At 59.2% G+C, this 24,075-nt stretch carries 19 protein-coding genes; 9 read left to right on the top strand and 10 right to left on the bottom strand.

Features of this window, described 5'->3' with window-relative positions; all coding sequences use genetic code 11:
- Positions 1-70 precede the first annotated feature (70 nt).
- Both USH94_RS07235 and USH94_RS07230 read right to left on the bottom strand, forming a co-directional pair.
- The gene (locus tag USH94_RS07235; RefSeq protein WP_146749027.1) at positions 71-2,434 is read right to left on the bottom strand and encodes a TIM-barrel domain-containing protein; all 2,364 of its coding nucleotides are present in this window, start codon (positions 2,432-2,434) and stop codon (positions 71-73) included.
- A gap of 17 nt (positions 2,435-2,451) precedes the next feature.
- Positions 2,452-3,753 carry an MFS transporter gene (locus USH94_RS07230; RefSeq protein WP_024908695.1) on the bottom strand — a complete coding sequence of 434 codons (1,302 nt, stop codon included), beginning with the start codon at positions 3,751-3,753 and terminating at the stop codon, positions 2,452-2,454.
- Positions 3,754-4,041: 288 nt separating this feature from the next.
- On the opposite strand from USH94_RS07230, the gene USH94_RS07225 reads away from it, so the two are divergent.
- A complete protein-coding gene (locus tag USH94_RS07225; RefSeq protein WP_111963852.1) occupies positions 4,042-5,115 on the top strand; it encodes a LacI family DNA-binding transcriptional regulator in 1,074 nt (357 codons plus the stop codon).
- Here USH94_RS07225 and USH94_RS07220 read toward each other — a convergent pair.
- The 4 genes from USH94_RS07220 to USH94_RS07205 form a co-directional block, all read right to left on the bottom strand.
- Entirely contained in the window at positions 5,112-6,368 is a 1,257-nt protein-coding gene (locus USH94_RS07220) for a DUF1479 domain-containing protein (protein WP_111963853.1), read from the bottom strand. The genes USH94_RS07225 and USH94_RS07220 overlap by 4 nt on opposite strands.
- Positions 6,369-6,518: 150 nt before the next feature.
- Positions 6,519-7,334, bottom strand: a complete 816-nt coding sequence (locus tag USH94_RS07215) for a Cof-type HAD-IIB family hydrolase (protein ID WP_111963854.1) — start codon at positions 7,332-7,334, stop codon at positions 6,519-6,521.
- 193 nt (positions 7,335-7,527) lie between these two features.
- Complete coding sequence (locus USH94_RS07210) at positions 7,528-9,960, bottom strand: formate C-acetyltransferase/glycerol dehydratase family glycyl radical enzyme (RefSeq protein WP_111963855.1); 2,433 nt, start codon at positions 9,958-9,960, stop codon at positions 7,528-7,530.
- A gap of 4 nt (positions 9,961-9,964) precedes the next feature.
- A complete protein-coding gene (locus USH94_RS07205) occupies positions 9,965-10,864 on the bottom strand; it encodes a glycyl-radical enzyme activating protein (protein ID WP_111963856.1) in 900 nt (299 codons plus the stop codon).
- A 128-nt stretch (positions 10,865-10,992) separates the two neighbouring features.
- Here USH94_RS07205 and fsa point away from each other — a divergent pair, with 128 nt between their 5' ends.
- Positions 10,993-11,655 carry a fructose-6-phosphate aldolase gene (gene fsa, locus USH94_RS07200; protein ID WP_111963857.1) on the top strand — a complete coding sequence of 221 codons (663 nt, stop codon included), beginning with the start codon at positions 10,993-10,995 and terminating at the stop codon, positions 11,653-11,655.
- An 89-nt stretch (positions 11,656-11,744) separates the two neighbouring features.
- On the opposite strand, the gene moeB is transcribed toward fsa, so the two are convergent.
- Both moeB and moeA read right to left on the bottom strand, forming a co-directional pair.
- Positions 11,745-12,497 carry a molybdopterin-synthase adenylyltransferase MoeB gene (moeB, locus tag USH94_RS07195; RefSeq protein ID WP_320731317.1) on the bottom strand — a complete coding sequence of 251 codons (753 nt, stop codon included), beginning with the start codon at positions 12,495-12,497 and terminating at the stop codon, positions 11,745-11,747.
- 1 nt (position 12,498) lies between these two features.
- Entirely contained in the window at positions 12,499-13,731 is a 1,233-nt protein-coding gene (gene moeA / locus USH94_RS07190) for a molybdopterin molybdotransferase MoeA (protein ID WP_111963858.1), read from the bottom strand.
- A gap of 187 nt (positions 13,732-13,918) precedes the next feature.
- Between moeA and iaaA the strand changes: the two genes are divergently transcribed.
- The 5 genes from iaaA to gsiD are packed head-to-tail and all read left to right on the top strand — an operon-like array spanning position 13,919 to position 20,141.
- Positions 13,919-14,857, top strand: a complete 939-nt coding sequence (gene iaaA, locus USH94_RS07185) for a beta-aspartyl-peptidase (protein ID WP_111963859.1) — start codon at positions 13,919-13,921, stop codon at positions 14,855-14,857.
- A gap of 11 nt (positions 14,858-14,868) precedes the next feature.
- Entirely contained in the window at positions 14,869-16,740 is a 1,872-nt protein-coding gene (gene gsiA / locus USH94_RS07180; RefSeq protein ID WP_111963860.1) for a glutathione ABC transporter ATP-binding protein GsiA, read from the top strand.
- Between the two features lie 23 nt (positions 16,741-16,763).
- On the top strand, positions 16,764-18,302 hold the full coding sequence (gsiB, locus tag USH94_RS07175) for a glutathione ABC transporter substrate-binding protein GsiB (RefSeq protein ID WP_111963861.1): 1,539 nt from the start codon (positions 16,764-16,766) through the stop codon (positions 18,300-18,302).
- Between the two features lie 5 nt (positions 18,303-18,307).
- Positions 18,308-19,228, top strand: coding sequence for a glutathione ABC transporter permease GsiC (gene gsiC, locus USH94_RS07170; protein ID WP_111963862.1), 921 nt, complete (start codon positions 18,308-18,310; stop codon positions 19,226-19,228).
- 1 nt (position 19,229) lies between these two features.
- Positions 19,230-20,141: a glutathione ABC transporter permease GsiD gene (gene gsiD / locus USH94_RS07165; RefSeq protein ID WP_024908682.1), complete on the top strand. Its 912-nt coding sequence runs from the start codon at positions 19,230-19,232 to the stop codon at positions 20,139-20,141.
- 63 nt (positions 20,142-20,204) lie between these two features.
- On the opposite strand, the gene rimO is transcribed toward gsiD, so the two are convergent.
- Positions 20,205-21,530, bottom strand: coding sequence for a 30S ribosomal protein S12 methylthiotransferase RimO (rimO, locus tag USH94_RS07160; RefSeq protein ID WP_008501203.1), 1,326 nt, complete (start codon positions 21,528-21,530; stop codon positions 20,205-20,207).
- A 216-nt stretch (positions 21,531-21,746) separates the two neighbouring features.
- On the opposite strand from rimO, the gene bssR reads away from it, so the two are divergent.
- The gene (gene bssR / locus USH94_RS07155; RefSeq protein WP_111963863.1) at positions 21,747-22,130 is read left to right on the top strand and encodes a biofilm formation regulator BssR; all 384 of its coding nucleotides are present in this window, start codon (positions 21,747-21,749) and stop codon (positions 22,128-22,130) included.
- Between the two features lie 106 nt (positions 22,131-22,236).
- A complete protein-coding gene (locus tag USH94_RS07150) occupies positions 22,237-23,355 on the top strand; it encodes a PQQ-dependent sugar dehydrogenase (protein WP_111963864.1) in 1,119 nt (372 codons plus the stop codon).
- Here USH94_RS07150 and USH94_RS07145 read toward each other — a convergent pair whose 3' ends face one another.
- The gene (locus tag USH94_RS07145) at positions 23,356-23,982 is read right to left on the bottom strand and encodes a glutathione S-transferase family protein (protein WP_111963865.1); all 627 of its coding nucleotides are present in this window, start codon (positions 23,980-23,982) and stop codon (positions 23,356-23,358) included. It abuts the gene before it with no gap.
- Between the last annotated feature and the right edge of the window lie 93 nt (positions 23,983-24,075).

Below are 24,075 nucleotides of genomic sequence, written 5' to 3'. Positions count from 1 at the left end.
CGCCTTACCCGGCCTACGTTCTATCCCCTCTCCCTATGGGAGAGGGTTAGGGTGAGGGCATCCGCCCGCATTATACCACCCACTCACTCCCTTCAGCCCCATTCACCAGCAGTTTGCGTTTTTCCCCCGCCGGTAACGACACTTTCATCGCTTTCCACGCCGGACGATAATCCCCGCGCGCGTTCACCTTCAGGTTGATGGTTGCGCTGTCGCACACCATCTCCCATTCCACCCACAGCGCATTGCCGTTCTGGTAGCCCCAGCTTTCACCGTCGTCTTCAAACAGCAGCCCGGAGGTTGTGCCGACGCCTTTCACCGGGAACAGCTTCAGCTCGCGGGTCGTATCTTTTTCGGCACTCACATGCGTGATGCGCTCGCTCAGCGGCAGACCGGCTCCGGCGCGCACCAGCAGCGGCAGTTTTTCCAGCGGCGCATCGAGGACGATCGATTGTCCACCCGCATACCACACGTGGGTGTAAAAATCGTACCAGCCCGTTTCGTTATCCGGCAGCCAGACCCTGCGCTCGCGCTGTCCGGCTTCGACGACGCTGGCGACCAGCAGGTCGCGGCCAAGCAGGAAGTCGTCGCACTCTTCGAAGGTCTGCGCATCGCGCTCGTGGTCGAGGAAGGTCGGGCGCAGCATCGGCTCGTCGTCGGCGTGCGCCTGCCAGAGCAGGGTGTAGAGATACGGCAGCAGGCGGTAGCGCAGCTCAATCGCGCCGCGAATGGCAGGCGTGACGCCCGGATACATCCACGGTTCGTTGACGGTGTGGTCATCGTTCCACGAGTGAATGGTAAAGCGCGGGTGCATCACGCCGTTCTGCACCCAGCGCACGAACAGCTCGGCGTCCGGCTTGTCGCCGGAGAAACCGCCGACGTCGTGGCCGACGTTGAACAGCCCGGACAGGCTCATGCCCAGCCCCATGCGGATGTTATAGCGCAGCGTGTCCCAGCTGGTGCGGTTGTCGCCGCTCCAGGTCTGAACGTAGCGCTGCATCCCGGCGCATCCGGAGCGGGAGATGAGGTACGGGCGTTTTTCTGGCGCAAAGCGCTGCTGGGCTTCCAGCGAGGCGCGCATCATCAGCAGCGGCATGACAGGGCGAATATGCTTGATGGCGATCTCCTTGCCGAAGCCAAAGCAGCGGGCTTCTCCGTCCCACACTTCGTACTCGTTGTTGTCGTTCCAGGTAGAGTCGATGCCCATCTCCAGCAGCTGCGTAGTGACGCCGTTCTGCCACCACTGCACCGTCTGCGGATTGGTAAAGTCGAGGTGCGAGCCTTCGTCATCCCAGAAGCTGGAGCGCTCGGGTGCATCGGTTTCTGAATCGCGAATGAACAGGCCACGCTCCGCCACTTCGTTGTAGCGCGGATGGTCCTGCAGCAGGCACGGCTTGATGTTAGCCGCAAGCTTCAGTCCCGCGTCATGGAACGCCTGGCTCATTACCTTCGGCTGCGGCACCTTGTCGCAGTTCCAGTTGAAGACGTAGCGCTTGCCGTTGATGGAGGTATAGCCGGAGGAGAGCTGGAACGAGTCGCAAGGAATGGCGTGCTCTTCGCACAGGCGGATGAAGTTCATCAGCTGGTTTTGCGCGTCCGGCGCGTCGGTATAGTGCATGGTCGAACCGCTGTAGCCCAGGCTCCATTTCGGTCCGAACAGCGTTTTCCCGGTGAGGCGAACAAAGGCTTTGGTAACGTCCAGCACGCGTTTGCCGGTAAAGATGTAGTAGTCGATATCGCCCGCTTCCGCCTGCCAGCGGCGATAGGCGGTATGGTAGTTGTCGATCTCGTTGCCCAAATCCAGCCAGCAGCTGCTCAGGTTGTCGTAGAACAGGCCGTAGCTCACGTCGTCGCGGCGGGTGATAGTGAAAGGAATATGCTTGTAGAGCGGGTCGGTGCTGGCGGCGTTATAGCCCATGGCGTCGAGGTTGCGCATTTCATAGCGTTTACCGTTGCGCTGCAGATCGCCCGCTTTCTCGCCCAGGCCGTAGAAACGCTCGTCCTTGCGGCGGCCCAGATAGTGCGCCACGCCGTCGCCGTGGGCGTTCAGCAGGTAGGCGCTGGTGGGGCGGTCGTTGACCAGCGGCTGCCACTCGCCCGCGTCATTGCGATAGTGCCACTCCAGCCACAGCGGCTGGTGCACGGTGACGCGCAGCTGTTCGGTTGCCACGGTTAACGTGTCGTCCTGCTGCGTCAGCGTCCAGGTCGGGCAGGTGAAGCCGCTGATATCGTCACGACGGCGCCCTTCCCAGGGCACGTCTTTTTCCGGAGCGATACTCCAGGTGCGGTCCAGCGCCAGCTCGCCTTTGCGCTTAATCAGCACGCGGAACAGGTTCTCTTCCAGCACATACAGGCACAGGCGGTGCTGGTTATCGACAAGCAGTTCCAGATGGTTTGCCGACTGTATATCAACGGTCCAGTTTTTCAGGGTTTTCATATGCAATACATCCACTATCAGGCGCGCTTGGCGCGACGTTCAGCAATAAATGCTACCAGGAAGACGGCGCCAATCAGGTCAAAGAAGCCCATGGCGATAAAGAGCGGGTTAAAGCCGATTTTGTCGGCGGTCACACCGATTAACAGCGAGAACAGGAAGCTGGCGATCCACGCCGCCGAGCCGCGCATGCCGTTTACGGTAGCCATCTGACCTTTGTCGAACGACTCCACGACCAGGGCGCTAAGCATGCAGGAGATGATCTGGTGCCCGAAGCCGCCGATGGAGATCAGCACGATGGTGATATACGGGTCGCGGGTAATGGCCACGATGGCCAGCGAGATCATCAGGAACGCGCCGGTCACGGAGCTGGCGACGACCGAGTTAACGCGGGAGCAGCCGAACAGACGGGTGTACAGACGCGTCAGGTAGCCGCTCGCCACGCTGCCGAGGTCGGCGGCGAGGAACGGCAGCCAGGCAAACATCGCAATCTGCTTCAGGTCCATACCGTGCTCTTTGGCGAGGTACAGCGGTACCCAGAAGCTCAGCACCGCCCAGGCCGGTTCCGCCATAAAGGCGGGGATGGCGATACCGTAGAAGCGTTTGTTTTTCGAGACGGTTTTCAGCGCGGTCAGGAAGGGCAGTTTGACGGCAGGCGGTTCGTTATCCTGCTTGATAAACGCCAGCTCGTCCTTGCTCAGGTTCGGGTGCTGCTCCGGGTTGTGGTAGAACGCCCACCACAGGATCACCCACAGCAGCGCCAGCACGCCGGTAAACATAAACGCGCCCTGCCAGCCGAACGAGGCGTGAGCGAAGTAGATGATAGGCGGAGCCAGCATCGCGCCAATGGAGAAGCCCACGCCCGCCCAGCCGGCAGCAACGGGACGCTCTGATTTCGGGAACCATTCGCCGATGGTTTTGGCGTTCGCCGGGGTAGCGGCGGCCTCAGAGGCACCCATAAAGAAGCGCAGAATGGCCAGGTGCAGCCAGCTTCCGGCACCCGCGTGGAAAATACACATCAGAGCCCAGATCCCGGCGCAGACCATAAAGCCAATCTTCAGGCCAATGACGTCAATCAGCCAGCCGCACAGGGGCTGGAAAATGGTGTAGGCGATCTGGAAGGCTCCTACGATCCAGGAGTACTGCTCGGTGGTGATCCCGAGGCTCTCTTTCAGTTCCGGGGCGAGGATCCCGAGCGAGTTTCGGGTGATGTAGTTAACGGTAACGCCAAGTAAGAACAGCACCAGCACATACCAGCGCAGGTTCTTGATGACGCGACGGGTTTTGCTTGTCGCAACGGTGTTATTGATGTCCTGACTCATTTTACTCTCCACAAGACGGACGGTAAGGGGACGGAGGTTCAGGTGTCACACGGATTTTTATGTCTTTGATTTTTATCCGTTTAAAATTCTTAATCTGGTATGCAACTAGTATGGAAGTTGTGTGACAAGTTCACCTTAAGGAAGAAAATGAGTTGGCAAAAGTGGATTTTGTGCAAAATTTCTCATAACTGACGAAAAGTCTCTGGCAAGATGGTATTTATGTCAGTAATTGCCTGACGAATACGCTATGAAAATTTTTTCATTTCGCAAATGGAGCCAGATCACAAAATGGACAAAAGGCTAAAAATCACCGAAATCGCGGCCCGCACACAGCTCTCGATCAGCACCGTGTCGCGGGTGCTGGCGGGAAAAGCGAATACCAGCGAAAAGGCGCGCGCAAAGGTGCTGGCGTGCGCGCGGGAGCTGGGGGTGATGGAGGGTATGGCGGCGGGACGGCTGCTGCTCAATAGCCTGGTGGTTTTTGCCCCTCAGCGTGCGTTCGACGAGCGGTCCGACATCTTTTACTACCGTGTGATCCAGAGCGTGAGTAAAGGCCTTGCATCCCACGATGTGCGCTTGCGCTACTGCGCGCTGGAAGAGAACGATAGCGATGCCCAACTGTTTCTGGCGCGCATGAACGAGGCGGATACTCAGGCGGCAATCCTTCTTGGCATCGACGACCCGCATATCCACGATCTGGCTGTGGATGTCGGCAAACCCTGCATGCTGATTAACTGCCGTGACCGCCACATGCGCCTGCCTGCCGTCGCGCCGGATCATCGCGCCATTGGCGAGCGGGCGGCGGAATATCTGTTTGAGATGGGACACCGTGAGGTAATGAGCGTGCTGTGCCTGCGCCGCTATACCATGGAGCTTCGCCTGGCGGGGATCCGCGACGCGTGGCAGTCTCACAACCTGAAATTCAACGACAAGCGCGATCTGCTGGTGGTGCCCAGCTTCAGCGCACGCGAAAGTGAACAGGTAGTCAGCAGCTGGCTCAGCGAAATGCAGGGCAAGGATTTGCCAACCGCATTTTTGGTTGGCGGCGATTTTATGGCGGCGGGCACCATCAGCGCATTGCAAAAAAGAGGATTGCGCGTGCCGCAGGACGTGTCGGTGATGAGCATTGACGGGTTTAACCTGGCGGCAATCCAGGATGTTCCATTAACGGCCGTGCACGTTCCCCGCGATGAGCTGGGAACGGAAGCGGTTTATATGCTCCAGCAGCGGCTCATGCGCCCGGACGCGCCGGTGGGGACGTTACTGCTTAACGGCACGCTGGCCGTTCGGGAATCGGTACGGCGGATACGTCAGGGGAAACGACGCACCGCCGTTGAGCGGGAAGGTTTGTATGACAGTTAAACCATGCCCAGCGCGCGCTTGCCGTGGATGTTGAGATCGTTCACGGTAAAGCGGTCCTGCCAGCTCTTTTCATAATCTTCGCGCGGGAAATCTCCCGGTGACGCGCCGGTTTCAAGCGCTTCCTTGACCTTTTTGGCGTACGCGAGGTTCTTCTCGCACATCGGCGCGGCAGGAATGTACATCACGTTGCCCCAGCCCTGCTGATTTTCCACCGGCGCGACGGAGTGGATCACATCGCAGTGCCACCACACGGAATCGCCCGCGTCGAGCGCCGGAATGCTGCTTAATGCTTCGATGAGCAGCGGGTGCCACTTCTCGGAAACCGGCAACACGCGCCCCGGCGCCACGCCGCACAGCTCGTCTTCCGGCACGTCGTCCAGCAGCGGACGCAGCAGAATGTACGCCATCGCTTCGGGGATTGGCACCACGTGCAGCAGCCCCTGACCGCGGATCATGTCCGACAGCGCGGTCCAGCCCTGGAAGGTGCGGAATACCGAGCATTTGGTGGTGTTATCGACGGTATACTCTTCCACTTCGGTACGGTGCGCGGCGTTCCACGGATCGTATTTCTCGACGTTGCCGTCAAACACGCGGGCAAAGACCTGCTGATAGGCCGGCAGCAGCCAGCGCTCCAGCGCGCCGGAGTCGGTATGTGCGCCAAGTCCTTTCGAGGTGGTTCCCGGCGGACGGCGGCGAATACGATCCGGATAAATCACGCTCACATCCGGGTCGAACCACTGCTTGCCGTTGCTCTCGAACGTCCATAAACGGTTCAGGAACGACTGTACCTGCGCCATCTCTTCGCTCTGGCGCGCCTGCATCTGCGCCTGCGACCAGTAGATCGGGTAAATCTCCGGACGGGAGGCCGTTAAGGTGCCGAAGAAGTTATCGCCAGGCCCTTTGTACACTTCGTCAAACTTGTTCAGATCGAGGTAGTCGAGCATCGACTGATCCCACGCCAGCGCCTGCTCGCGGGGGAAGTGACCTTTAATCACCGCGCAGCCGCGGCGTTTAACGGCCTCGCGCTGTGCGTTGGTAATCGTGCCGTTTTTCACATCCGCAAACGGAATCACCGGCCAGACGGATTCGCCTTTGTTCTTAAGAGCGTTGATTTCCGCCACGCGGGTGGCAATTTTATCGCTGAGCTTATTAAACACCGCCTGCACGTCGCCGATCTGCGCGCGCAGTTCACGTTTCAACTGACGGATTGCCGCTTTGTGATCCGCCGGCAAAGTTTCACTGGTAAAGGTCATAACTGCCTCGCATCTTTCATTCGAAAGTCAAAATGTCTACAAGTGATACTTTAAGTTAAAATTAAGTTAATGCAAGTTTAAAAACTTGACGCAAGCCACAGGACGGGAAAAGAGTGAGGCTGCCGGAGCAAGGCTCCGGCGAGGAGAAGATCAGGCGTCGAACGGGGAATGGTTGTCGAGCACGGCCTGAATGACGTTCAGCGCGCCCTGATGGTTGTTGTCGTCGGTGCTGTAGCGGCTGATTTCTTTGATGCTTTCCGCCGCGTTACCCATCGCAAAGGAAAATTTTACCAGCTTCAGCATCTCGGCATCATTGCCGCTGTCGCCAATGGCCACGCACTCCTGAGGGGAGATTTTCCAGCGTTTCAGCAGACGGCTGATGCCGTTGGCTTTGTGCAGGCCGGGGATAATCAAATCGACAAACCCAAAGCCGCTGGTGACCGGCTTCATGATGCCGTCCAGGGAGACGTGCAGCTTATCCACCAGATTCGGGATATCGCTATCCGGCAGGTTCAGGGAGAACTTAAACAGCACGTCGTCAATGTCGCGGTAATCGCTGATGCGCTTTAAGCGGTGGTAGTGCTTTGACATCAGCGCCACGAAGGCGTCCGGGGCTTTGTCGCTGACGTAGGCGCTCTCCAGCCCGCAGGCCACGAAGTTCAGCCCTTTGTCTTTCAGCAGTTCGCCAATCACGATCTGCGATTCATGGCGGGTCAGCTCGCCGTGAAAAATCTGTTCTCCGCGGTCAAACACCAGCGCGCCGTTTTCCGCCACGAAGGAGATCCGATCTTTTAGCGCCGGAAAGAAGGAAATGAGCTGGTAATACTGGTTGCCGCTGGCGACAACGAATTCAATATCGCGGGCTTTAAGCTGTTCAAACTGTGCCTGGAAGCGGTCACGATCGTACTGCTTGGCATCATCAAGGAAAGTTCCGTCCATATCGGTGACGATAACTTTAACGGTCATACTGTGCTCCTGGGTCACTGCGTTTTGAAACATTCTAATAACAAGGTGACGGGGAGCACAAATTTAATTTCATTCGAAAGTAAAAGCAAAACGGCAACCGAGGTTGCCGTTTTTAGTGTTTTCTCCCTCACCCCGTGGGAGAGGGTCGGGGTGAGGGCATCAGCGTGCGCATTTCCCCTGAGGGGATATACCGTTACAGCGTATGCTCAGTACGGGCGATAATATCGTCCTGTGCATCCGGCGACAGGGCGGTGAAGAACGCCGAGTAACCCGCGACGCGCACCACCAGGTCACGATACTGGTCAGGGTGTTTCTTCGCCTCCAGCAGCGTTTCGCGGGAGACAATGTTGTACTGAATATGCCAGCCCTTATGCACCTCGAAGAAGGTGCGCAGCAGCACCATCAGCTTCTGGCGATCGCTGTCGTTTTCCAGCGTTGACGGATTCAGCTTCTGGTTCAGCAGCACGCCGCCGAGAATCGCTTCGGTCGGCAGTTTGCCCACCGAGCCAATTACCGCCGTCGGGCCAAGGTGGTCCGTACCAGAAGCCGGGCTTGCCCCTTCCGCCAGCGGCGTGTGTGCCTTACGTCCGTCCGGCGTTGCCATCGTCGCCGCGCCAAACGGCACGTTTGCGGAGATGGAGGACGTGCCCGCGTAGTAGTTACCGCCAATCGGGCCGCGGCCGTAGCGAGGGTTGTGATACTGCTTAAGCTCTTCAATGTAGGTCTGATAAGCACGGGTCAGCAGCATATCCACGCTGTCATCGTCGTTACCGTACTTCGGCGCGCCGTTAATCAGACGTTGACGCAGCTGCTCGTGAGTCAGCCCGTCGAAGTCATCCGCCAGCGCCGCCGCCAGCTGCTGTTGGCCGATAGTGCCCTGTTCGAACACCAGCTTTTTCACCGCCGCCAGGCTGTTGCCGAGGTTGGCGATACCCACCTGCAGGCCGGAGACCCAGTCATACTTCGCGCCGCCCTGCTTGATGCTTTTCGCGCGCTCGATGCAGTCGTCCACCAGCGCCGAGCAGAGAATATCGTGGACGTTCTCTTCCAGCATGGTGTCCACCACGTACTCAATTTCAATGGATTTGCGGGTGTAGTAGCGGATCTGGCTATCCCAGGCTGCCATCACCTCCTCGAAATTATCGAAGTTACCTGCAGAGAGCGCTTTCTCCTGCGGCAGGAATACCTTGCCGCTGGTGGCGTCGCGGCCGCCTTCCAGCGCGGCCAGCATCACGCGGGCGAAGTTGATGAAGCTCATGCCGGTGCAGCGATAGCCCCACTTGCCGCCCACTGCGGTTTCGATACAGCCAATGGCCGCGTAGTCGTAGGCGTCGTCGCGCTCAACGCCGAGCTTGATGAATTCCGGAATGACGATTTCATCGTTGTTGAACGCCGGCATCCCGAAGCCGCAGCGGATCACCTGCACGCAGGCATCGAGGAAGTCGTTGCTCATGCCCGCGTGATAGCGCACGCTCAGGTTCGGCTGGGTGGAGCGCAGGCGACCGCAGGACTCCAGGATCGCGTAGGAGAGCGGGTTCACCGCGTCCATCGGCTCGCCGTTAACCAGCTTCTGACCACCAATGGTGACGTTCTGGTACAGCGGGCTACCGGCGGAGGCCTTGGAGTGCGAGCCGGAGCGGATCTTGTTCACTTCCAGCAGCTTCAGCCAGCAGCTGTGCAGCAGCTCGATGGCGTGCTCGCGATCCAGGCTCTGGTCCAGCTCCACGTCGCGGCGGTAGTACGGATAGAGATACTGGTCCATCCGCGCAAACGACACGGAGTGGCCGTTGGACTCAATCTGCAGGATCAACTGAATGAAGTAGCACAGCTGCAGCGCCTGCCAGAAGGTTTTTGGCGGCTCGTGGGCAATCACGTCGCAGTTTTCCGCCATTGCCAGCAGCTCGTCGCGGCGGCTTTCGCGGGTTTCGGTCGCGGCCATTTCACGCGCCAGGTCGGCAAAACGTTTGATGTGCAGGCTTACCGCTTCCAGCACGATATCGATCGCCTTCAGGAACTGATCGCCGTGCAGGTCTTCCAGCACCGTCAGGTTGATGCGCGAGCGGCGTTCGGCCACTTTGGCGCGCAGGCCGTCGAGACCTTTCTCCAGCACCAGCGGGAAGTTCACCGCCAGGTGCGCGTCGCCTGAGGTCATGTTGCCTTCGGCTTTGATAATGCCGGTTTCCAGCAGGCCTTTCTGCTCGTCGGTGAACATGCCGTAGCAGCGATCCTGCACCGTCTGGCCGCGCCACCAAGGGCAGATCTCGTGCAGCACACGCTTGTTCTGTTCGCTCACCGCAAAGCCCGCGCCCGGGCGGTCTGCCAGGTCGTCGATCTCTTTCTCAATCCAGGAGACGGTGTATTCCGGGAAGATCGGCGCGGCGCGCACCTCGCTTGCCTGGTTACCGATAATCAGCTCGTCGTGTTTGATCCAGATGGTACGTTCGGCCAGGTGATGCGCCAGCGCCAGAGCGCGACGCACCGGGATCGGCTTGTCCATGTGCTGCTGGTACATTTCGGTGTAATGCTGCGCGCGCTCGGTACATACCGGCGGCTTGACGATATGCACCAGGGCCGTTTTGTGCGCCTTAATGCGTTCGCTGAGGGTATTGAGATTCAGGGTGGTCATAAGTTTATCCTCGTAAGGTCGCGGTTAACCCTTTCTGGCGGGCGTACTGCTGCGCAAAGTCCAGCAGAGCAGGGTTATCCAGCGGTTTGTCAGGGGCAGAGTAGGGTTGGCCGAGCAGGGTGTATTTGTTCATGCCCAGCGTGTGATACGGCAGAAAATGAATATCGTCGACGCCGAGTTCATCGGCAGCGAAGTTGGTAATGGCGGTTATGGAGGCTTCATCTGCGTTGAAGCCCTGGATGAGCGGTACGCGGATGGTGATTTTTTTCCCTGCGGCGGCCAGGCGTTTCAGGTTATCCAGGATGCGCTTAGCCGAACCGTCCGTCCACTGCTTGAAAACGTCACCGTCGACATGCTTCAGGTCGGCGAGGAACAGATCGACGTACGGTAATGACGGCTCGATATAGTGCCACGGCACGTGAAGGCAGGTTTCCACGGCGGTGTGGACACCCTGTTCGTGGCTGGCTTTAAACAGAGCGTGCGCCAGATCCGGGTTCATAAACGGCTCGCCACCGGAGAGGGTGATCCCGCCACCGCTGCGGTCGTAGAAGGGCTTGTCGCGCAGTACGGTCGCCATGATCTCCTCGACCTGCTGTTCTTCGCCACAGACGGTCAGCGCCTGCGTCGGGCAGCAGTCGGTGAGAGCATTAAGCGTCTCTTCACTCAGCTTTTCGCGGTGGATGATCGGGCCATTCAGCGCGCGTTCGATGCAGCCCGGCGCAGCCTGCTGGCACAGGTCGCAGCCGTCCAGGCACAGACGTGCATCAAACAGCACGTCCCGGCTGCGGGAGCGGCTTTCCGGGTTCTGGCACCAGCGACAGCCCAGCGAGCAGCCTTTCAGGAACACCACGGTACGAATACCGGGGCCGTCGTGGGTAGAGTAACGCTGAATATTGAAGATCATGTTTTTGCCTCTCATATTGCATATGAAGATTAAATTACTTTCGAATGAAAGGTATCTTGATGCAGGTCAACTCTTCAGCAGGTTTTGTCGTGATAGGGTAAGTACAGGCTAATTTTGAGGGTGACATCATGGAACTTTATCTCGACACATCTGACGTTGCGGCAGTCAAAAAGCTGGCGCGTATCTTCCCGCTGGCGGGCGTGACCACCAATCCAAGCATCGTAGCTGCCGGTAAAACGCCGCTCGATGAACTGCTGCCCGCGCTGCACGACGCGCTTGGTGGTAAAGGTCGTCTGTTCGCACAGGTGATGGCGACCTCCGCCGAAGGGATGGTGGAAGACGCGCGTAAGCTTCGCGCCATCATTAACGATCTGGTGGTGAAAGTGCCGGTAACCGCAGAAGGGCTGGCGGCGATCAAGATGCTAAAAGCGGAAGGGATCCCGACGCTGGGCACGGCGGTATACGGTGCTGCGCAGGGGATGTTGTCCGCGCTGGCGGGGGCGGAGTATGTGGCCCCTTACGTTAACCGCGTGGACGCGCAGGGCGGGGACGGGATCCAGACCGTAATTGAGCTGCAACAGCTGCTGACGCTGCACGCGCCGCAGTCAAAGGTGCTGGCCGCGAGCTTTAAAACCCCGCGTCAGGCGCTGGACTGCCTGCTGGCAGGGTGCAAGTCCATCACGCTGCCGCTGGACGTGGCGCAGCAGTTTATTGCCTCTCCTGCGGTAGATGCGGCAATTGTGAAGTTTGAGCAGGACTGGCTGGGGGCGTTTGGCAGGACGTCGATTTGACGGGTGCGGCCTGATGCCCTCACCCCAACCCTCTCCCACAGGGAGAGGGAGCAAACACTAAAACGGCAACCTGAAGGTTGCCGTTTGCTTTAACCTCCGCACACCTCACATCCCGGGTTACGCATCAGCTTCATCTCGCGGAACTGGCAGGTCATCGCGTCATACATCACGATTTTCCCCGTTGCTGGCGTGCCGTAATTCGCCAGCACCTTGATCGCTTCCATTGCCTGCAATGAACCAATCACGCCGACGAGCGGCGCCATCACGCCCGCCTCAACGCAGGTCAGCGCATTCTCGCCAAACAGACGGCTCAGGCAGCGGTAGCAGGGTTCACCCTCGGCGTACGTGAAGACGCTGATTTGCCCCTCCATGCGGATAGCAGCGCCGGAAACCAGCGGCGTTTTATGGGCAAAACAGCCCGCGTTGAGCTGGTTACGGACGGTGACGTTATCGGTGCAGTCCAGCACCAGATCGTGCCGGGCAATCTGCGCGGAGAGCGCGTCGTCATCCAGCATTGCGTCAATCAGCGTGAACTGAACGTGGGGGTTGATGCGCGCCAGCGCAGCCCTTGCGGATTCCACTTTCGGCTGGCCCACCGTCGCGTCACTGTGCAGCGTCTGGCGCTGCAGGTTGGACACCGACACGGTATCGAAATCCAGCAGCGTCATCCTGCCCACGCCCGCCGCGGCAAGGTACTGCGCGGCTGCGCAGCCCAGCCCGCCCAGCCCGACGACCAGCACGCTGGCCGCCTTGAGCGCTTCCTGACCTTCGAAATCAAACCCGCGCAGCACAATCTGGCGGTTGTAGCGCATCATCTCCGGGTCGCTCAGCTCCACCGTCATATCAGCCTCCGAACAGGTGGTTAAAGCGCTCTATCTCAACCCATTCGCCGGCTTCCACGTTGCCGCGCTCGCGCTCCAGCACGATAAAGCAGTTGCCCTGGCTGAAGGAACTGAAAATGTGTGAGCCCTGGTGCCCGGTGGTACTCACTTCGAGCTCACCGTCCGCGTTGCGCGACAGAATGCCGCGCTGAAAATCGAGACGACCCGGTGATTTTTTCATCCGCGTGGCAGCACGCACGCGCACGCGTTCCGGCAGCGGGCTGGCCTTGTTGCCGGAAAGCTTCGCCAGCAGCGGGATCGCCAACTGGTAAAAGGTGAGTGCCGCCGAGACCGGGTTACCCGGCAGGCCGCAGAACCAGCTGTGTGAAAGCTTGCCAAACGCAAACGGCTTGCCCGGCTTGATTGCAAGCTTCCAGAAGGCGATTTCACCCAGCTCTTCAAGAAGGGTTTTGGTGTAATCCGCTTCGCCCACGGAAACGCCGCCGGAGCTGATGACCACGTCGGCGGATTTATCCGCCTCGATAAACGCCGCGCGCAGTTTTTCCGGATCGTCTGGAATAATGCCGAGGTTAATGACCTCGCAGCCCAGCTGCTCCAGCATCAGGTGTACCGCCAGGCGGTTGGTATCGTAAATCTGGCCGTCCTGCAGCGGCTGGCCCGGAAGCTGCAGCTCGTCGCCGGTGGAGAAGACGGCGACGCGCACTTTGCGAATAACGTCGACTTCCGCGATGCCGAGCGAGGCCAGCACCGGCAGCTCCGCCACCGTCAGCCTTTGCCCGGCGGTAAAAACCGTAGCGCCGAGGGTAATGTCCTCGCCGGTACGGCGGATGTTCTGGCCTGCTTTGACGCTGGCGGTAAAACGCACGCCGTCGTCGGTCTGTTCGGTCTCTTCCTGCATCACCACGGCGTCGCAACCTGCCGGAACCGGCGCGCCGGTCATGATGCGCACGCAGGTGCCCGCAGGCCATTCACCGCTAAACGGCTGACCCGCAAAGGCTTTACCCGCCACCGGCAGAGCGTTACCCGTCTTGAGATCCGCCAGGCGTACCGCGTAACCGTCCATCGCGGAGTTATCAAACCCCGGCACGTTAAGCGGAGAGACGATATCGCGCGCGGCAATACGGCCAAAACAGCGCAGGAGGGGCAGCGTCTCAACGTCATGCAGCGGGGAAACTCGGTCAAGCATCTGCGTGAGTGCCGTCTCAAGCGGCATCAGTCCGGCGGTAAAATCCATGGTGGGCTCCTGCGGAGTAACAACGAAAGCGTCCATTATGGCAGAAAAGTGCGGCTAACTGTATGACCGAAGGGTGCACGCTTTACATCACTGTTACGTCTTTCTATATTCAAAAATCATCTGAAGTTTCGTCGACGATAATGATATTTATAGAAAAAGCCGCAAAACAGGCTAACGGGTGATGTGAATGGTTAATGCGGTAATCGCAATTCATGGTGGCGCCGGGGCAATCACCCGAGCACAGCTCAGTCCCGAGCAGGAAAAGCGCTACATCGACGCGCTGTACGCCATTGTGGAAACGGGCCAGAGAATGCTGGAAGCGGGCGAAAGCGCGCTGGACGTGGTCACCGAGGCGGTGCGCCTGCTGGAAGAGTGCCCGTTATTTAATGCGGGGATCGGTTCGGTCTTTACCCGGAATGAAACGCACGAGCTGGATGCCTGCGTGATGGACGGTATTACCCTGAAAGCGGGCGCCGTGGCGGGCGTCAGTCACCTGCGTAACCCGGTGCTGGCCGCGCGTCTGGTGATGGAAGAGAGTCCGCACGTGCTGCTGACGGGGGCCGGGGCGGAGACCTTTGCCTTTGAGCACGGGATGGAGCCGGTATCGCCCGATCTGTTTTCCACGGAAGCGCGCTATCAGCAGTTACTGGAAGCTCGTTCGGCGGGCATGACGCAGCTTGACCATACTGCGCCGCTGGATGAGCGCAGCAAAATGGGCACGGTCGGCGCGGTGGCACTCGATAAAGCCGGAAACCTCGCGGCGGCGACGTCAACGGGCGGGATGACCAACAAGCTGCCTGGACGCGTCGGCGACAGCCCGCTGCCGGGTGCGGGCTGCTATGCCAATAACGCGACGGCGGCGGTGTCGTGTACCGGCACCGGGGAAGTGTTTATTCGCGCCCTCGCGGCCTACGACATTACCGCGCTGATGGATTACGGCGGCTTAAGCCTGAGCGAGGCCTGTGAGCGCGTGGTGATGGAAAAACTGCCTGCCCTGGGCGGCGTCGGCGGACTCATTGCGGTGGATCGTGAGGGCAACCTGGCCCTGCCGTTCAACAGCGAAGGCATGTATCGCGCCTGGGGCTATGCCGGTGATGAGCCGAGCACGGGGATCTATCGTGAATAAGGGGGCAGCGCGTGCCGCACAGTGAAGAGCTGGACAACCGCGAAGTATTGGCTGTCCATCAGCTGAATATTGCGTTTCAGGAAGAGCGGCGGTTCTTCCCCGCAGTACAGAATTTATCGTTCACGCTCAGGCGCGGCGAGACGCTGGCGATTGTTGGCGAATCCGGTTCCGGGAAATCGGTCACCGCGCTGGCGCTGATGCGCCTGCTGGAACAGACGGGCGGGCAAATCAGCAGCGAGAAAATGCTCCTGCGCCGCCGTAACCGTCAGGTCATTGATTTAAATGAGCTGAGCGGTGCGCAGATGCAGGGCGTGCGCGGGGCGGACATTGCGATGATCTTTCAGGAGCCGATGACCTCCCTGAACCCGGTGTTCCCGATCGGGGAGCAAATTGCCGAGTCTATCCGCCTGCATCAAGGGCTGAGCGGCGACGAAGCGCTCAAAGAGGCCCGACGGATGCTTGAGCTGGTGCGCATTCCGGAGGCGCAGGCCATTCTGGGCCGCTATCCGCATCAGCTTTCCGGCGGCATGCGCCAGCGGGTAATGATTGCCATGGCGCTCTCCTGCCGTCCGGCGGTGCTCATTGCCGACGAGCCGACAACGGCGCTGGACGTGACCATTCAGGCGCAGATCCTGCAGCTCATCAACGTGCTGCAGCAGGAGATGGAGATGGGGGTGATCTTTATCACCCACGATATGGGTGTGGTTGCCGATATCGCCGATCGCGTACTGGTGATGCATAAGGGCTGCGCGGTAGAAACCGGCCCGGTCGAGCAGATTTTTCACGCGCCCGCGCACCCTTACACCAAAGCGCTGCTGGCGGCGGTCCCGCGCCTGGGGGCGATGAACGGCAGCGATCTGCCGCGCCGTTTTCCGCTGATTTCCCTCGAGGCGTCTGAGCTGCAGGAGGATGAACGCGAGCAGGACACCGTGGTGCCGGGCAAGCCCATTCTGGAAGTACGAAATCTGGTCACCCGGTTTCCGCTGCGCAGCGGCGTGTTGAACCGGGTGAAGCGCGAAGTGCACGCGGTGGAAAACGTCAGCTTCGACCTCTGGCCGGGCGAAACGCTGGCGCTGGTGGGGGAGTCCGGCTGCGGTAAATCCACGACCGGGCGCGCGTTGCTCCGTCTGGTGGAATCTCAGGAGGGCAGCATCACCTTTAACGGCGAGCGCATTGATACCCTTCCGGACAGCAGGCTGCAGGCGGTGCGGCGGGATATTCAGTTTATTTTTCAGGATCCGTATGCCTCCCTCGATCCGCGCCATACGGTGGGGTATTCGATCATGGAGCCGCTGCGGGTGCATAACCTGCTCGACGGCGAGGCGGCGCAGCGTCGCGTGGCCTGGCTGCTGGAGCGCGTTGGCCTGAAGCCGGAACACGCCTGGCGTTATCCGCACGAGTTTTCCGGCGGGCAGCGGCAGCGTATCTGCATCGCCCGCGCGCTGGCGCTGAACCCGAAAGTGGTGATTGCGGATGAATCCGTCTCTGCGCTGGATGTCTCTATCCGGGCGCAAATCATCAATCTGCTGCTTGATTTACAGCGGGATATGGGTATCGCCTTCCTGTTTATCTCGCACGACATGGCGGTGGTCGAGCGCATCAGCCATCGCGTGGCGGTAATGTTTATGGGGCAGATCGTGGAGATTGGGCCGCGAAGGGCAGTGTTCGAGAACCCGCAGCACCCGTACACCCGCAAGCTTATTGCGGCGGTTCCGGTTGCCGATCCCGCGCATCGTCACGGCCAGCGCGTGCTGCTGCAGGATGATATGCCGGGTAATATTCATAAACTCGGCGAGGCCGTGGAGCGCGTGACGCTTCGCGAGGTCGAGCCGGGTCATTTCGTCGCTCCCCCGCGTCAGGACAATGCTTTTTCGCGGTTATAACTTACAACAGGCAGGAGAACACAATGGTTACATTTGTAGCGCGTAGATGGTTGTTAGCCGCGAGCGTGACGGCAGCCCTGGCCGCTGCCCCCGCGTTCGCTGCCAAAGATGTGGTGGTTGCCGTCGGCTCCAATTTCACCACGCTCGATCCGTATGACGCCAACGACACGCTCTCTCAGGCGGTGGCGAAATCGTTCTACCAGGGCCTGTTCGGCCTGGATAAAGAGATGAAGCTCAAAAACGTGCTGGCGGAGGGGTACACCGTGTCCGACGACGGGCTGGTCTACACCATCAAGCTCAGAACCGGCGTGAAGTTCCAGGACGGGACAGACTTCAATGCGGAGGCGGTGAAGATTAACCTCGATCGCGCCAGCAATCCTGAAAACAGCCTCAAGCGCTATAACCTTTATAAAAACATCGCCAAAACCGAGGTGGTCGACCCGGCGACGGTAAAAATCACCCTGAAAGAGCCGTTCTCCGCGTTTATCAATATTCTGGCGCATCCGGCAACGGCGATGATTTCCCCTGCCGCGCTGCAGAAATACGGCAAAGAGATCGGTTTCCACCCTGTTGGCACCGGCCCTTACGAACTGCTCACCTGGAACCAGACCGATTTTGTGAAGGTGAAGAAGTTCGCGGGATACTGGCAGCAGGGGCTGCCGAAGCTGGATACCATCACCTGGCGCCCGGTGGTGGACAACAACACCCGCGCGGCGATGCTGCAAACCGGCGAGGCGCAGTTTGCCTTCCCGATCCCGTATGAGCAGGCCGCCATTTTGCAGAAAAACAGCAAGCTGGAGCTGGTCGCCAGCCCGTCGATCATGCAGCGCTACATCAGCATGAACGTCACGCAAAAGCCGTTCGATAACCCGAAGGTGCGCGAAGCTATTAACTATGCCATTAACCGTCAGGCGCTGGTGAAGGTCGCTTTTGCGGGCTATGCCACCCCGGCCACCGGCGTGCTGCCGCCGGCTATCGCCTATGCGCAAAGCTATCAGCCGTGGCCGTACGATCCGGCTAAAGCGCGCGAGCTGCTGAAAGAGGCGGGCTTCCCGAACGGTTTTAGCACCACGCTGTGGTCGTCGCATAATCACAGCACCGCCCAGAAGGTGCTGCAGTTTACCCAGCAGCAGCTGGCGCAGGTGGGTATCAAGGTACAGGTCACGGCAATGGATGCCGCACAGCGTGCGGCAGAAGTGGAGGGCAAAGGGCAGAAAGAGAGCGGCGTGCGGATGTTCTACACCGGCTGGTCGGCATCGACTGGTGAAGCCGACTGGGCGCTGTCGCCGCTGTTTGCCTCGCAGAACTGGCCGCCAACCCTGTTCAACACCGCGTTCTACAGCAACCCGCAGGTGGACAAAGACCTTGCCGATGCCCTGAAAACCACTAAACCGGACGAGAAAGCTCGTCTCTATAAGGACGCACAGGACATCATCTGGAAAGAGTCGCCGTGGGTGCCGCTGGTGGTGGAGAAGCTGGTGTCAGCCCATAACAAAGCGTTGACCGGGTTCTACATCATGCCTGATACGGGCTTTAGCTTTGACGATGCGGATTTAAAATAACGCCCATGCTGAATTATGTTTGTAAACGCCTGCTGGGGCTTATTCCGACGCTGCTGATTGTGGCGGTGCTGGTGTTTTTGTTTGTCCATATGCTGCCGGGCGATCCGGCGCGTCTGGTTGCCGGGCCCGAAGCGGATGCCACGGTCATTGAGCTGGTGCGTAAACAGCTGGGTCTTGACCAGCCTCTGTATATGCAGTTTCTGCACTATATTGGCAACGTTCTTCAGGGTGACTTTGGTATTTCGATGGTGTCGCGTCGCCCGGTTTCGGAGGAGATCGCCACCCGCTTTATGCCGACGTTCTGGTTGACGATTGCCAGCATGAGCTGGGCAGTCGTGTTTGGGCTTGGCGCCGGTATTGTCGCTGCCGTCTGGCGCAACCGCTGGCCGGACAAGCTCGGCATGGCGCTGGCGGTCACCGGCATCTCTTTCCCGGCGTTCGCGCTGGGGATGCTGCTGATGCAGATCTTCTCCGTTGAGCTGGGCTGGCTGCCCACCGTCGGGGCCGATACCTGGAAGCATTACATCCTGCCTTCCATGACGCTTGGGGCTGCCGTGTCGGCCGTGATGGCCCGCTTTACCCGCGCCTCGTTCGTTGACGTGCTGAGCGAAGATTATATTCGCACCGCGCGGGCGAAAGGGGTCAGCGAGAAGTGGGTCATTCTCAAGCACGGGTTCCGCAACGCGATGATCCCGGTGGTGACGATGATGGGGCTGCAGTTTGGCTTCCTGCTGGGCGGCTCTATCGTGGTGGAAAAGGTCTTCAACTGGCCGGGGCTGGGACGCCTGCTGGTCGATTCCGTCGAGATGCGCGACTACCCGGTGATTCAGGCGGAAGTCCTGCTTTTCTCGCTGGAATTTATTCTTATCAACTTAGTGGTGGACGTGCTCTACGCCGCCATTAACCCGGCCATCAGGTATAAGTAAGATGCGATTATTGAACTGGCGACGTCAGGCCGTTTTAAACGCGATGCCGGGGCTCAAACCGGACCACGTCCGCACCCCGTGGTCTGAATTCTGGCGGCGTTTTCGCCGTCAGCCGGTCGCGATGACCGCGGGGCTGTTTGTGCTGCTGCTTATTGCAGTGGCGGTGATTGCGCCGTGGGTGGCGCCATTTGATGCGGAAAACTATTTTGACTACGACCGTCTGAACGACGGACCGTCGATGCTGCACTGGTTCGGCGTGGACTCCCTCGGGCGCGATATCTTTAGCCGCGTGCTGGTCGGGGCGCAAATCTCGCTTGCCGCCGGGGTGTTCGCGGTGCTGATCGGCGCGGCCATCGGTACCGTGCTGGGGCTCGTTGCCGGATATTACGAAGGCTGGTGGGACCGCATCATCATGCGCATCTGCGACGTGCTGTTTGCTTTTCCCGGCATTCTGCTGGCGATTGCCGTGGTGGCGATCATGGGCAGCGGCATGGCCAACGTCATCATAGCGGTCGCGGTGTTTTCGATTCCGGCGTTTGCGCGCCTGGTGCGCGGCAACACGCTGGTGCTGAAACAGCAGACCTTTATAGAATCTGCCCGCAGCATGGGGGCCAGCGACGCCACCATCCTGTTCAGCCATATTCTGCCGGGTACGGTGTCGTCCATCGTGGTCTATTTCACCATGCGTATCGGCGTGTCGATTATCTCGGCGGCCAGCCTGTCGTTTTTAGGGTTGGGGGCTCAGCCTCCAACGCCGGAGTGGGGCGCGATGCTGAACGAGGCGAGGGCGGATATGGTGATTGCACCGCACGTGGCGATCTTCCCGAGCCTGGCGATTTTTCTGACCGTGCTGGCGTTTAACCTGCTGGGTGACGGTCTGCGCGACGCGCTGGATCCGAGGATTAAGGGATAGCGCAGTGAAATGTGCCGGGTGGCGGCTACGCCTTACCCGGCCTACAAAAGAGGAGCAGGAAGATTAAACCCGGCTACCCCACAGGTCATACTCGTCGGCGTTTTCAACCTTCACGCGAATAATATCACCTGGCTTAACGTTGGTTTCGCCATTCAGGTACACCGCGCCGTCGATTTCAGGGGCGTCCGCCATGCTGCGGCCAATCGCGCCTTCTTCGTCAACTTCGTCGATAATAACCATGATCTCGCGGCCCACTTTTTCCTGCAGACGCTCGGCAGAAATCTGCTGCTGCAGCTGCATGAAGCGGTTCCAGCGTTCTTCTTTCACCTCTTCCGGCACCTGGTCCGCCAGCTCGTTGGCGGTTGCACCTTCTACCGGGCTGTACTTGAAGCAGCCGACGCGGTCCAGACGCGCTTCTTTCAGGAAGTCGAGCAGCATCTGGAAGTCTTCTTCGGTTTCACCCGGGAAGCCGACGATGAAGGTGGAGCGCAGCGTCAGATCCGGGCAGATCTCACGCCACTGCTTGATGCGGGCCAGCTGGCGGTCAACAGAGCCAGGGCGCTTCATCAGCTTCAGGATACGCGGGCTCGCGTGCTGCAGCGGGATGTCCAGGTACGGCAGAATTTTGCCTTCCGCCATCAGTGGGATGACATCGTCAACGTGCGGGTACGGGTAGACGTAGTGCAGGCGCGTCCAGATACCGAGTTTAGACAGCTGCTCGCACAGGCCAACCATGCTGGTTTTCACTGGCTCGCCGTTGTGGAAACCGGAGCGGTGCTTTACGTCCACGCCGTAGGCAGAGGTGTCCTGGGAGATGACCAGCAGCTCCTTCACGCCCGCGTCGGCCAGACGTTTGGCTTCAGCCAGCACTTCGCCAATCGGACGGCTCACCAGATCGCCACGCATGGATGGGATGATGCAGAAGGTGCAGCGATGGTTGCAGCCTTCGGAAATTTTCAGGTACGCGTAGTGGCGCGGCGTCAGCTTCACGCCCTGTTCCGGCACCAGGCTCAGGAACGGGTTGTGCTTTGGTTTTGGCACGTAGTGATGAACATGTTGCAGCACCTGCTCGTAGCTGTGCGGGCCGGTGATCTCCAGCACCTTAGGGTGCACTTCGCGGATCTGGTCTTCTTTCGCGCCCAGACAGCCGGTCACGATCACTTTACCGTTTTCCGTCAGGGCTTCACCGATGGCTTCCAGTGATTCCTGGACCGCGCTGTCGATAAACCCGCAGGTGTTAACGATCACCATATCGGCGTTGTCGTAGCTTGGCACCACGTCATAGCCCTCGGTGCGCAGTTCGGTCAGGATGCGTTCTGAATCCACCAGGTTTTTCGGGCAGCCCAGGGAGACGAAGCCGATTTTCGGCTGGTGCGTAACATTGCTCATAGGTTAAAAATTCATCAATTATGGAGTTATCAGGGCGGGATTTTACAGCGTATCGCGGGGGATTTATACACTCTTTGCAAGGCGGATGCGTCGGGCTGACGTTGTAACATTGTAAATAATGTTAATCAGTTAATAAAAATTGATCCCAGGCATTAAACTGTACAAAAAATGTACTTATCCTGACTATGCACAATGGCTGACAGAGGAGGAAAGAGCATGACCGTTGACAGACTAAAACGCGATCTGCTTAACAAGCTGATCAACGCCCGAATCGACCTGGCCGCGTACCTGCAGTTGAGGAAGGCAAAAGGGTATATGTCAGTCAGCGAAAGCGAACATCTGCGTGATAACCTGTTTGAACTGTGTAATTTCATGCGTGAAAAAGCACCGACCCTGAAGGCGAATTACGGCGAAAGTGAGCTGATCGCGCTGCGCCGCGCCGCTGAGGTGCTCTCCATCGCTGGGGTATGTCTGATGAACGGACGCCACGACTGCCCGAACTTTATCGCCGTAAACGCGGAGAAGCTTGAAAACTGCCTGACAACGCTCTCTCTTTGCATCATGTGCCTGAACGAGCACGAGAAGCTTGAACAGCACTGATCCAGGGGGAGGCAACTCCCCCTTCTGCTTAAGCTTTTGTAAAAGTGCTAACGCGCCCGGACGCAGTGGCTAATCTTTATGCCATATGCCGATAAAGGAGTGCGTTATGCCTCGATCCTCGCTGATTTCCCTGCCTGTATTATTCATTCCGTTTTCACTTCTTGCTGCGCCAGAGGCGGTGAAGGTCGAGGTGCTGCAAAACAGACTCGATCACCCCTGGTCCCTGGCGTTCCTGCCGCATAATGACGGGCTGCTGGTGACCCTGAAGGGTGGTCAGCTCAAACGCTGGCAGGCCGGAAAAGGGCTCTCCGATCCGATTGTCGGCGTGCCGAAGGTCTGGGCAAACGGTCAGGGAGGGTTGCTGGATGTGGTGCTTGCCCCGGATTTTGAGAAGTCGCGCCGCGTCTGGCTGAGCTACGCCGAGGCCGGGCATGACGGCAAAGCCGGCACGGCGGTAGGCTATGGCCGCCTGAGCGACGACTATTCCCGCATCGAGGGATTCCAGGTGGCGTTTCGCCAGATGCCGAAACTCTCAACCGGTAACCATTTTGGCGGGCGGCTGGTGTTCGACGGCAAAGGCTCTCTCTTTATTGGACTCGGCGAGAATAATCAGCGTCCGACGGCGCAGGATCTGGATAAATTGCAGGGTAAAGTGGTGCGCCTTACCGAAGACGGAAAAGTCCCGCCGGATAACCCCTTTGTGAATACCCCCGGTGCGCGACCCGAAATCTGGTCTTACGGCATTCGCAACCCGCAGGGGATGGCGATGAACCCCTGGAGCGACACGCTCTGGCTGAACGAGCACGGCCCGCGAGGCGGGGATGAGATCAACATTCCGGAGAAAGGAAAAAACTACGGCTGGCCGCTGGCGACGCACGGCATTAACTACAGCGGCCTGAAAATCCCGGAAGCTAAAGGCGAGCACGTTGAGGGAACCGAAAAACCGCTGTTCTTCTGGAAAGTCTCACCCGCGGTGAGCGGCATGGCGTTTTACAACAGCGACGTTTTCCCGCAGTGGAAAAACAAGCTGTTTATCGGCGCGCTGAAGGAGAAGGACGTGATCGTGCTGAGCGTGGACGGCAATAAGGTGACGGAGGACGGGCGCATTCTGGGCGACCGGGACCAGCGTATTCGCGACGTGCGGGTGGGGCCGGATGGGTATCTGTATGTCCTGACCGACGAGACGGACGGGCAACTGTTGAAAGTCAGCCCGTCCGGCGCGTAATCAGGTGACCGGGATCATTACCACGTTGCGGTAAGCCGGGCGATCGCTCAGCTGTTTAAGCCAGCGCTCCAGGTGAGGGCGCGGCGTCCACTTCAGGCCCATATTGGTCAGGTTCCAGACGAACGGCGCCACGGCAATATCGCCCACGCCGAACGCCTCGCCGGAGAACCAGGCGTGCTTCGCCAGCTCGTCATCCATCATCGCAAACAGATTTTCGCAGGCATCCTGGGCGGCGTGAATTGCGGGATAATCGCGTTCGGCTTCCGGCGTGCGGATAAGCCCCATCAGGATCACGCGGTGGGTCGGGGACAGCGTCTGGTTCGCCCAGTCCATCCACTTTTCGCCCTGAGCGCGCCGGGCGGGATTCTCAACCCACAGGCGGCCCTGACCGTACTGCGCGGCGAGGTAACGCACAATGGTGTTGGACTCCCAAAGCGTCGCGTCTGTTTCATCATCGCGCAGCAGCGGCACCAGGCCGTTCGGGTTCATGGCCAGATAGTCGGCCTCTTTGTTCACGCCGAACGACATACCGGCCATAATTTGGTTGAACGGTAAATCCAGCTCCTCGAGCGTCCAGAGCACTTTCTTAACGTTGGTCGAGTTGTTCCTGCCCCAAAGCGTAATCATATTTACTCCTGATGAGATGTGAATCCGGGTCAGCTTTTGCCATGGTGAGATAAACCTAACAATTACGCAACAGAAGACAAAAAAATCGTCAGA

Origin of the sequence: Enterobacter sp. 148H3 (assembly GCF_034107425.1) — a bacterium.
Taxonomy (GTDB): Bacteria; Pseudomonadota; Gammaproteobacteria; order Enterobacterales; family Enterobacteriaceae; genus Enterobacter; species Enterobacter vonholyi.
Note: the sequence above shows the minus strand (reverse complement) of the source record. Positions and strands in the feature narration are given on the sequence as shown.

Bases quoted from the DNA above. Each gene is read 5' to 3' on its own strand.
- USH94_RS07235 (WP_146749027.1), bottom strand. From the start codon at position 2,434: ATGAAAACCCTGAAAAACTGGACCGTTGATATACAGTCGGCAAACCAT.
- USH94_RS07230 (WP_024908695.1), bottom strand. From the start codon at position 3,753: ATGAGTCAGGACATCAATAACACCGTTGCGACAAGCAAAACCCGTCGC.
- USH94_RS07225 (WP_111963852.1), top strand. From the start codon at position 4,042: ATGGACAAAAGGCTAAAAATCACCGAAATCGCGGCCCGCACACAGCTC.
- USH94_RS07220 (WP_111963853.1), bottom strand. From the start codon at position 6,368: ATGACCTTTACCAGTGAAACTTTGCCGGCGGATCACAAAGCGGCAATC.
- USH94_RS07215 (WP_111963854.1), bottom strand. From the start codon at position 7,334: ATGACCGTTAAAGTTATCGTCACCGATATGGACGGAACTTTCCTTGAT.
- USH94_RS07210 (WP_111963855.1), bottom strand. From the start codon at position 9,960: ATGACCACCCTGAATCTCAATACCCTCAGCGAACGCATTAAGGCGCAC.
- USH94_RS07205 (WP_111963856.1), bottom strand. From the start codon at position 10,864: ATGATCTTCAATATTCAGCGTTACTCTACCCACGACGGCCCCGGTATT.
- fsa (WP_111963857.1), top strand. From the start codon at position 10,993: ATGGAACTTTATCTCGACACATCTGACGTTGCGGCAGTCAAAAAGCTG.
- moeB (WP_320731317.1), bottom strand. From the start codon at position 12,497: ATGACGGTGGAGCTGAGCGACCCGGAGATGATGCGCTACAACCGCCAG.
- moeA (WP_111963858.1), bottom strand. From the start codon at position 13,731: ATGGATTTTACCGCCGGACTGATGCCGCTTGAGACGGCACTCACGCAG.
- iaaA (WP_111963859.1), top strand. From the start codon at position 13,919: ATGGTTAATGCGGTAATCGCAATTCATGGTGGCGCCGGGGCAATCACC.
- gsiB (WP_111963861.1), top strand. From the start codon at position 16,764: ATGGTTACATTTGTAGCGCGTAGATGGTTGTTAGCCGCGAGCGTGACG.
- gsiC (WP_111963862.1), top strand. From the start codon at position 18,308: ATGCTGAATTATGTTTGTAAACGCCTGCTGGGGCTTATTCCGACGCTG.
- gsiD (WP_024908682.1), top strand. From the start codon at position 19,230: ATGCGATTATTGAACTGGCGACGTCAGGCCGTTTTAAACGCGATGCCG.
- rimO (WP_008501203.1), bottom strand. From the start codon at position 21,530: ATGAGCAATGTTACGCACCAGCCGAAAATCGGCTTCGTCTCCCTGGGC.
- bssR (WP_111963863.1), top strand. From the start codon at position 21,747: ATGACCGTTGACAGACTAAAACGCGATCTGCTTAACAAGCTGATCAAC.
- USH94_RS07150 (WP_111963864.1), top strand. From the start codon at position 22,237: ATGCCTCGATCCTCGCTGATTTCCCTGCCTGTATTATTCATTCCGTTT.
- USH94_RS07145 (WP_111963865.1), bottom strand. From the start codon at position 23,982: ATGATTACGCTTTGGGGCAGGAACAACTCGACCAACGTTAAGAAAGTG.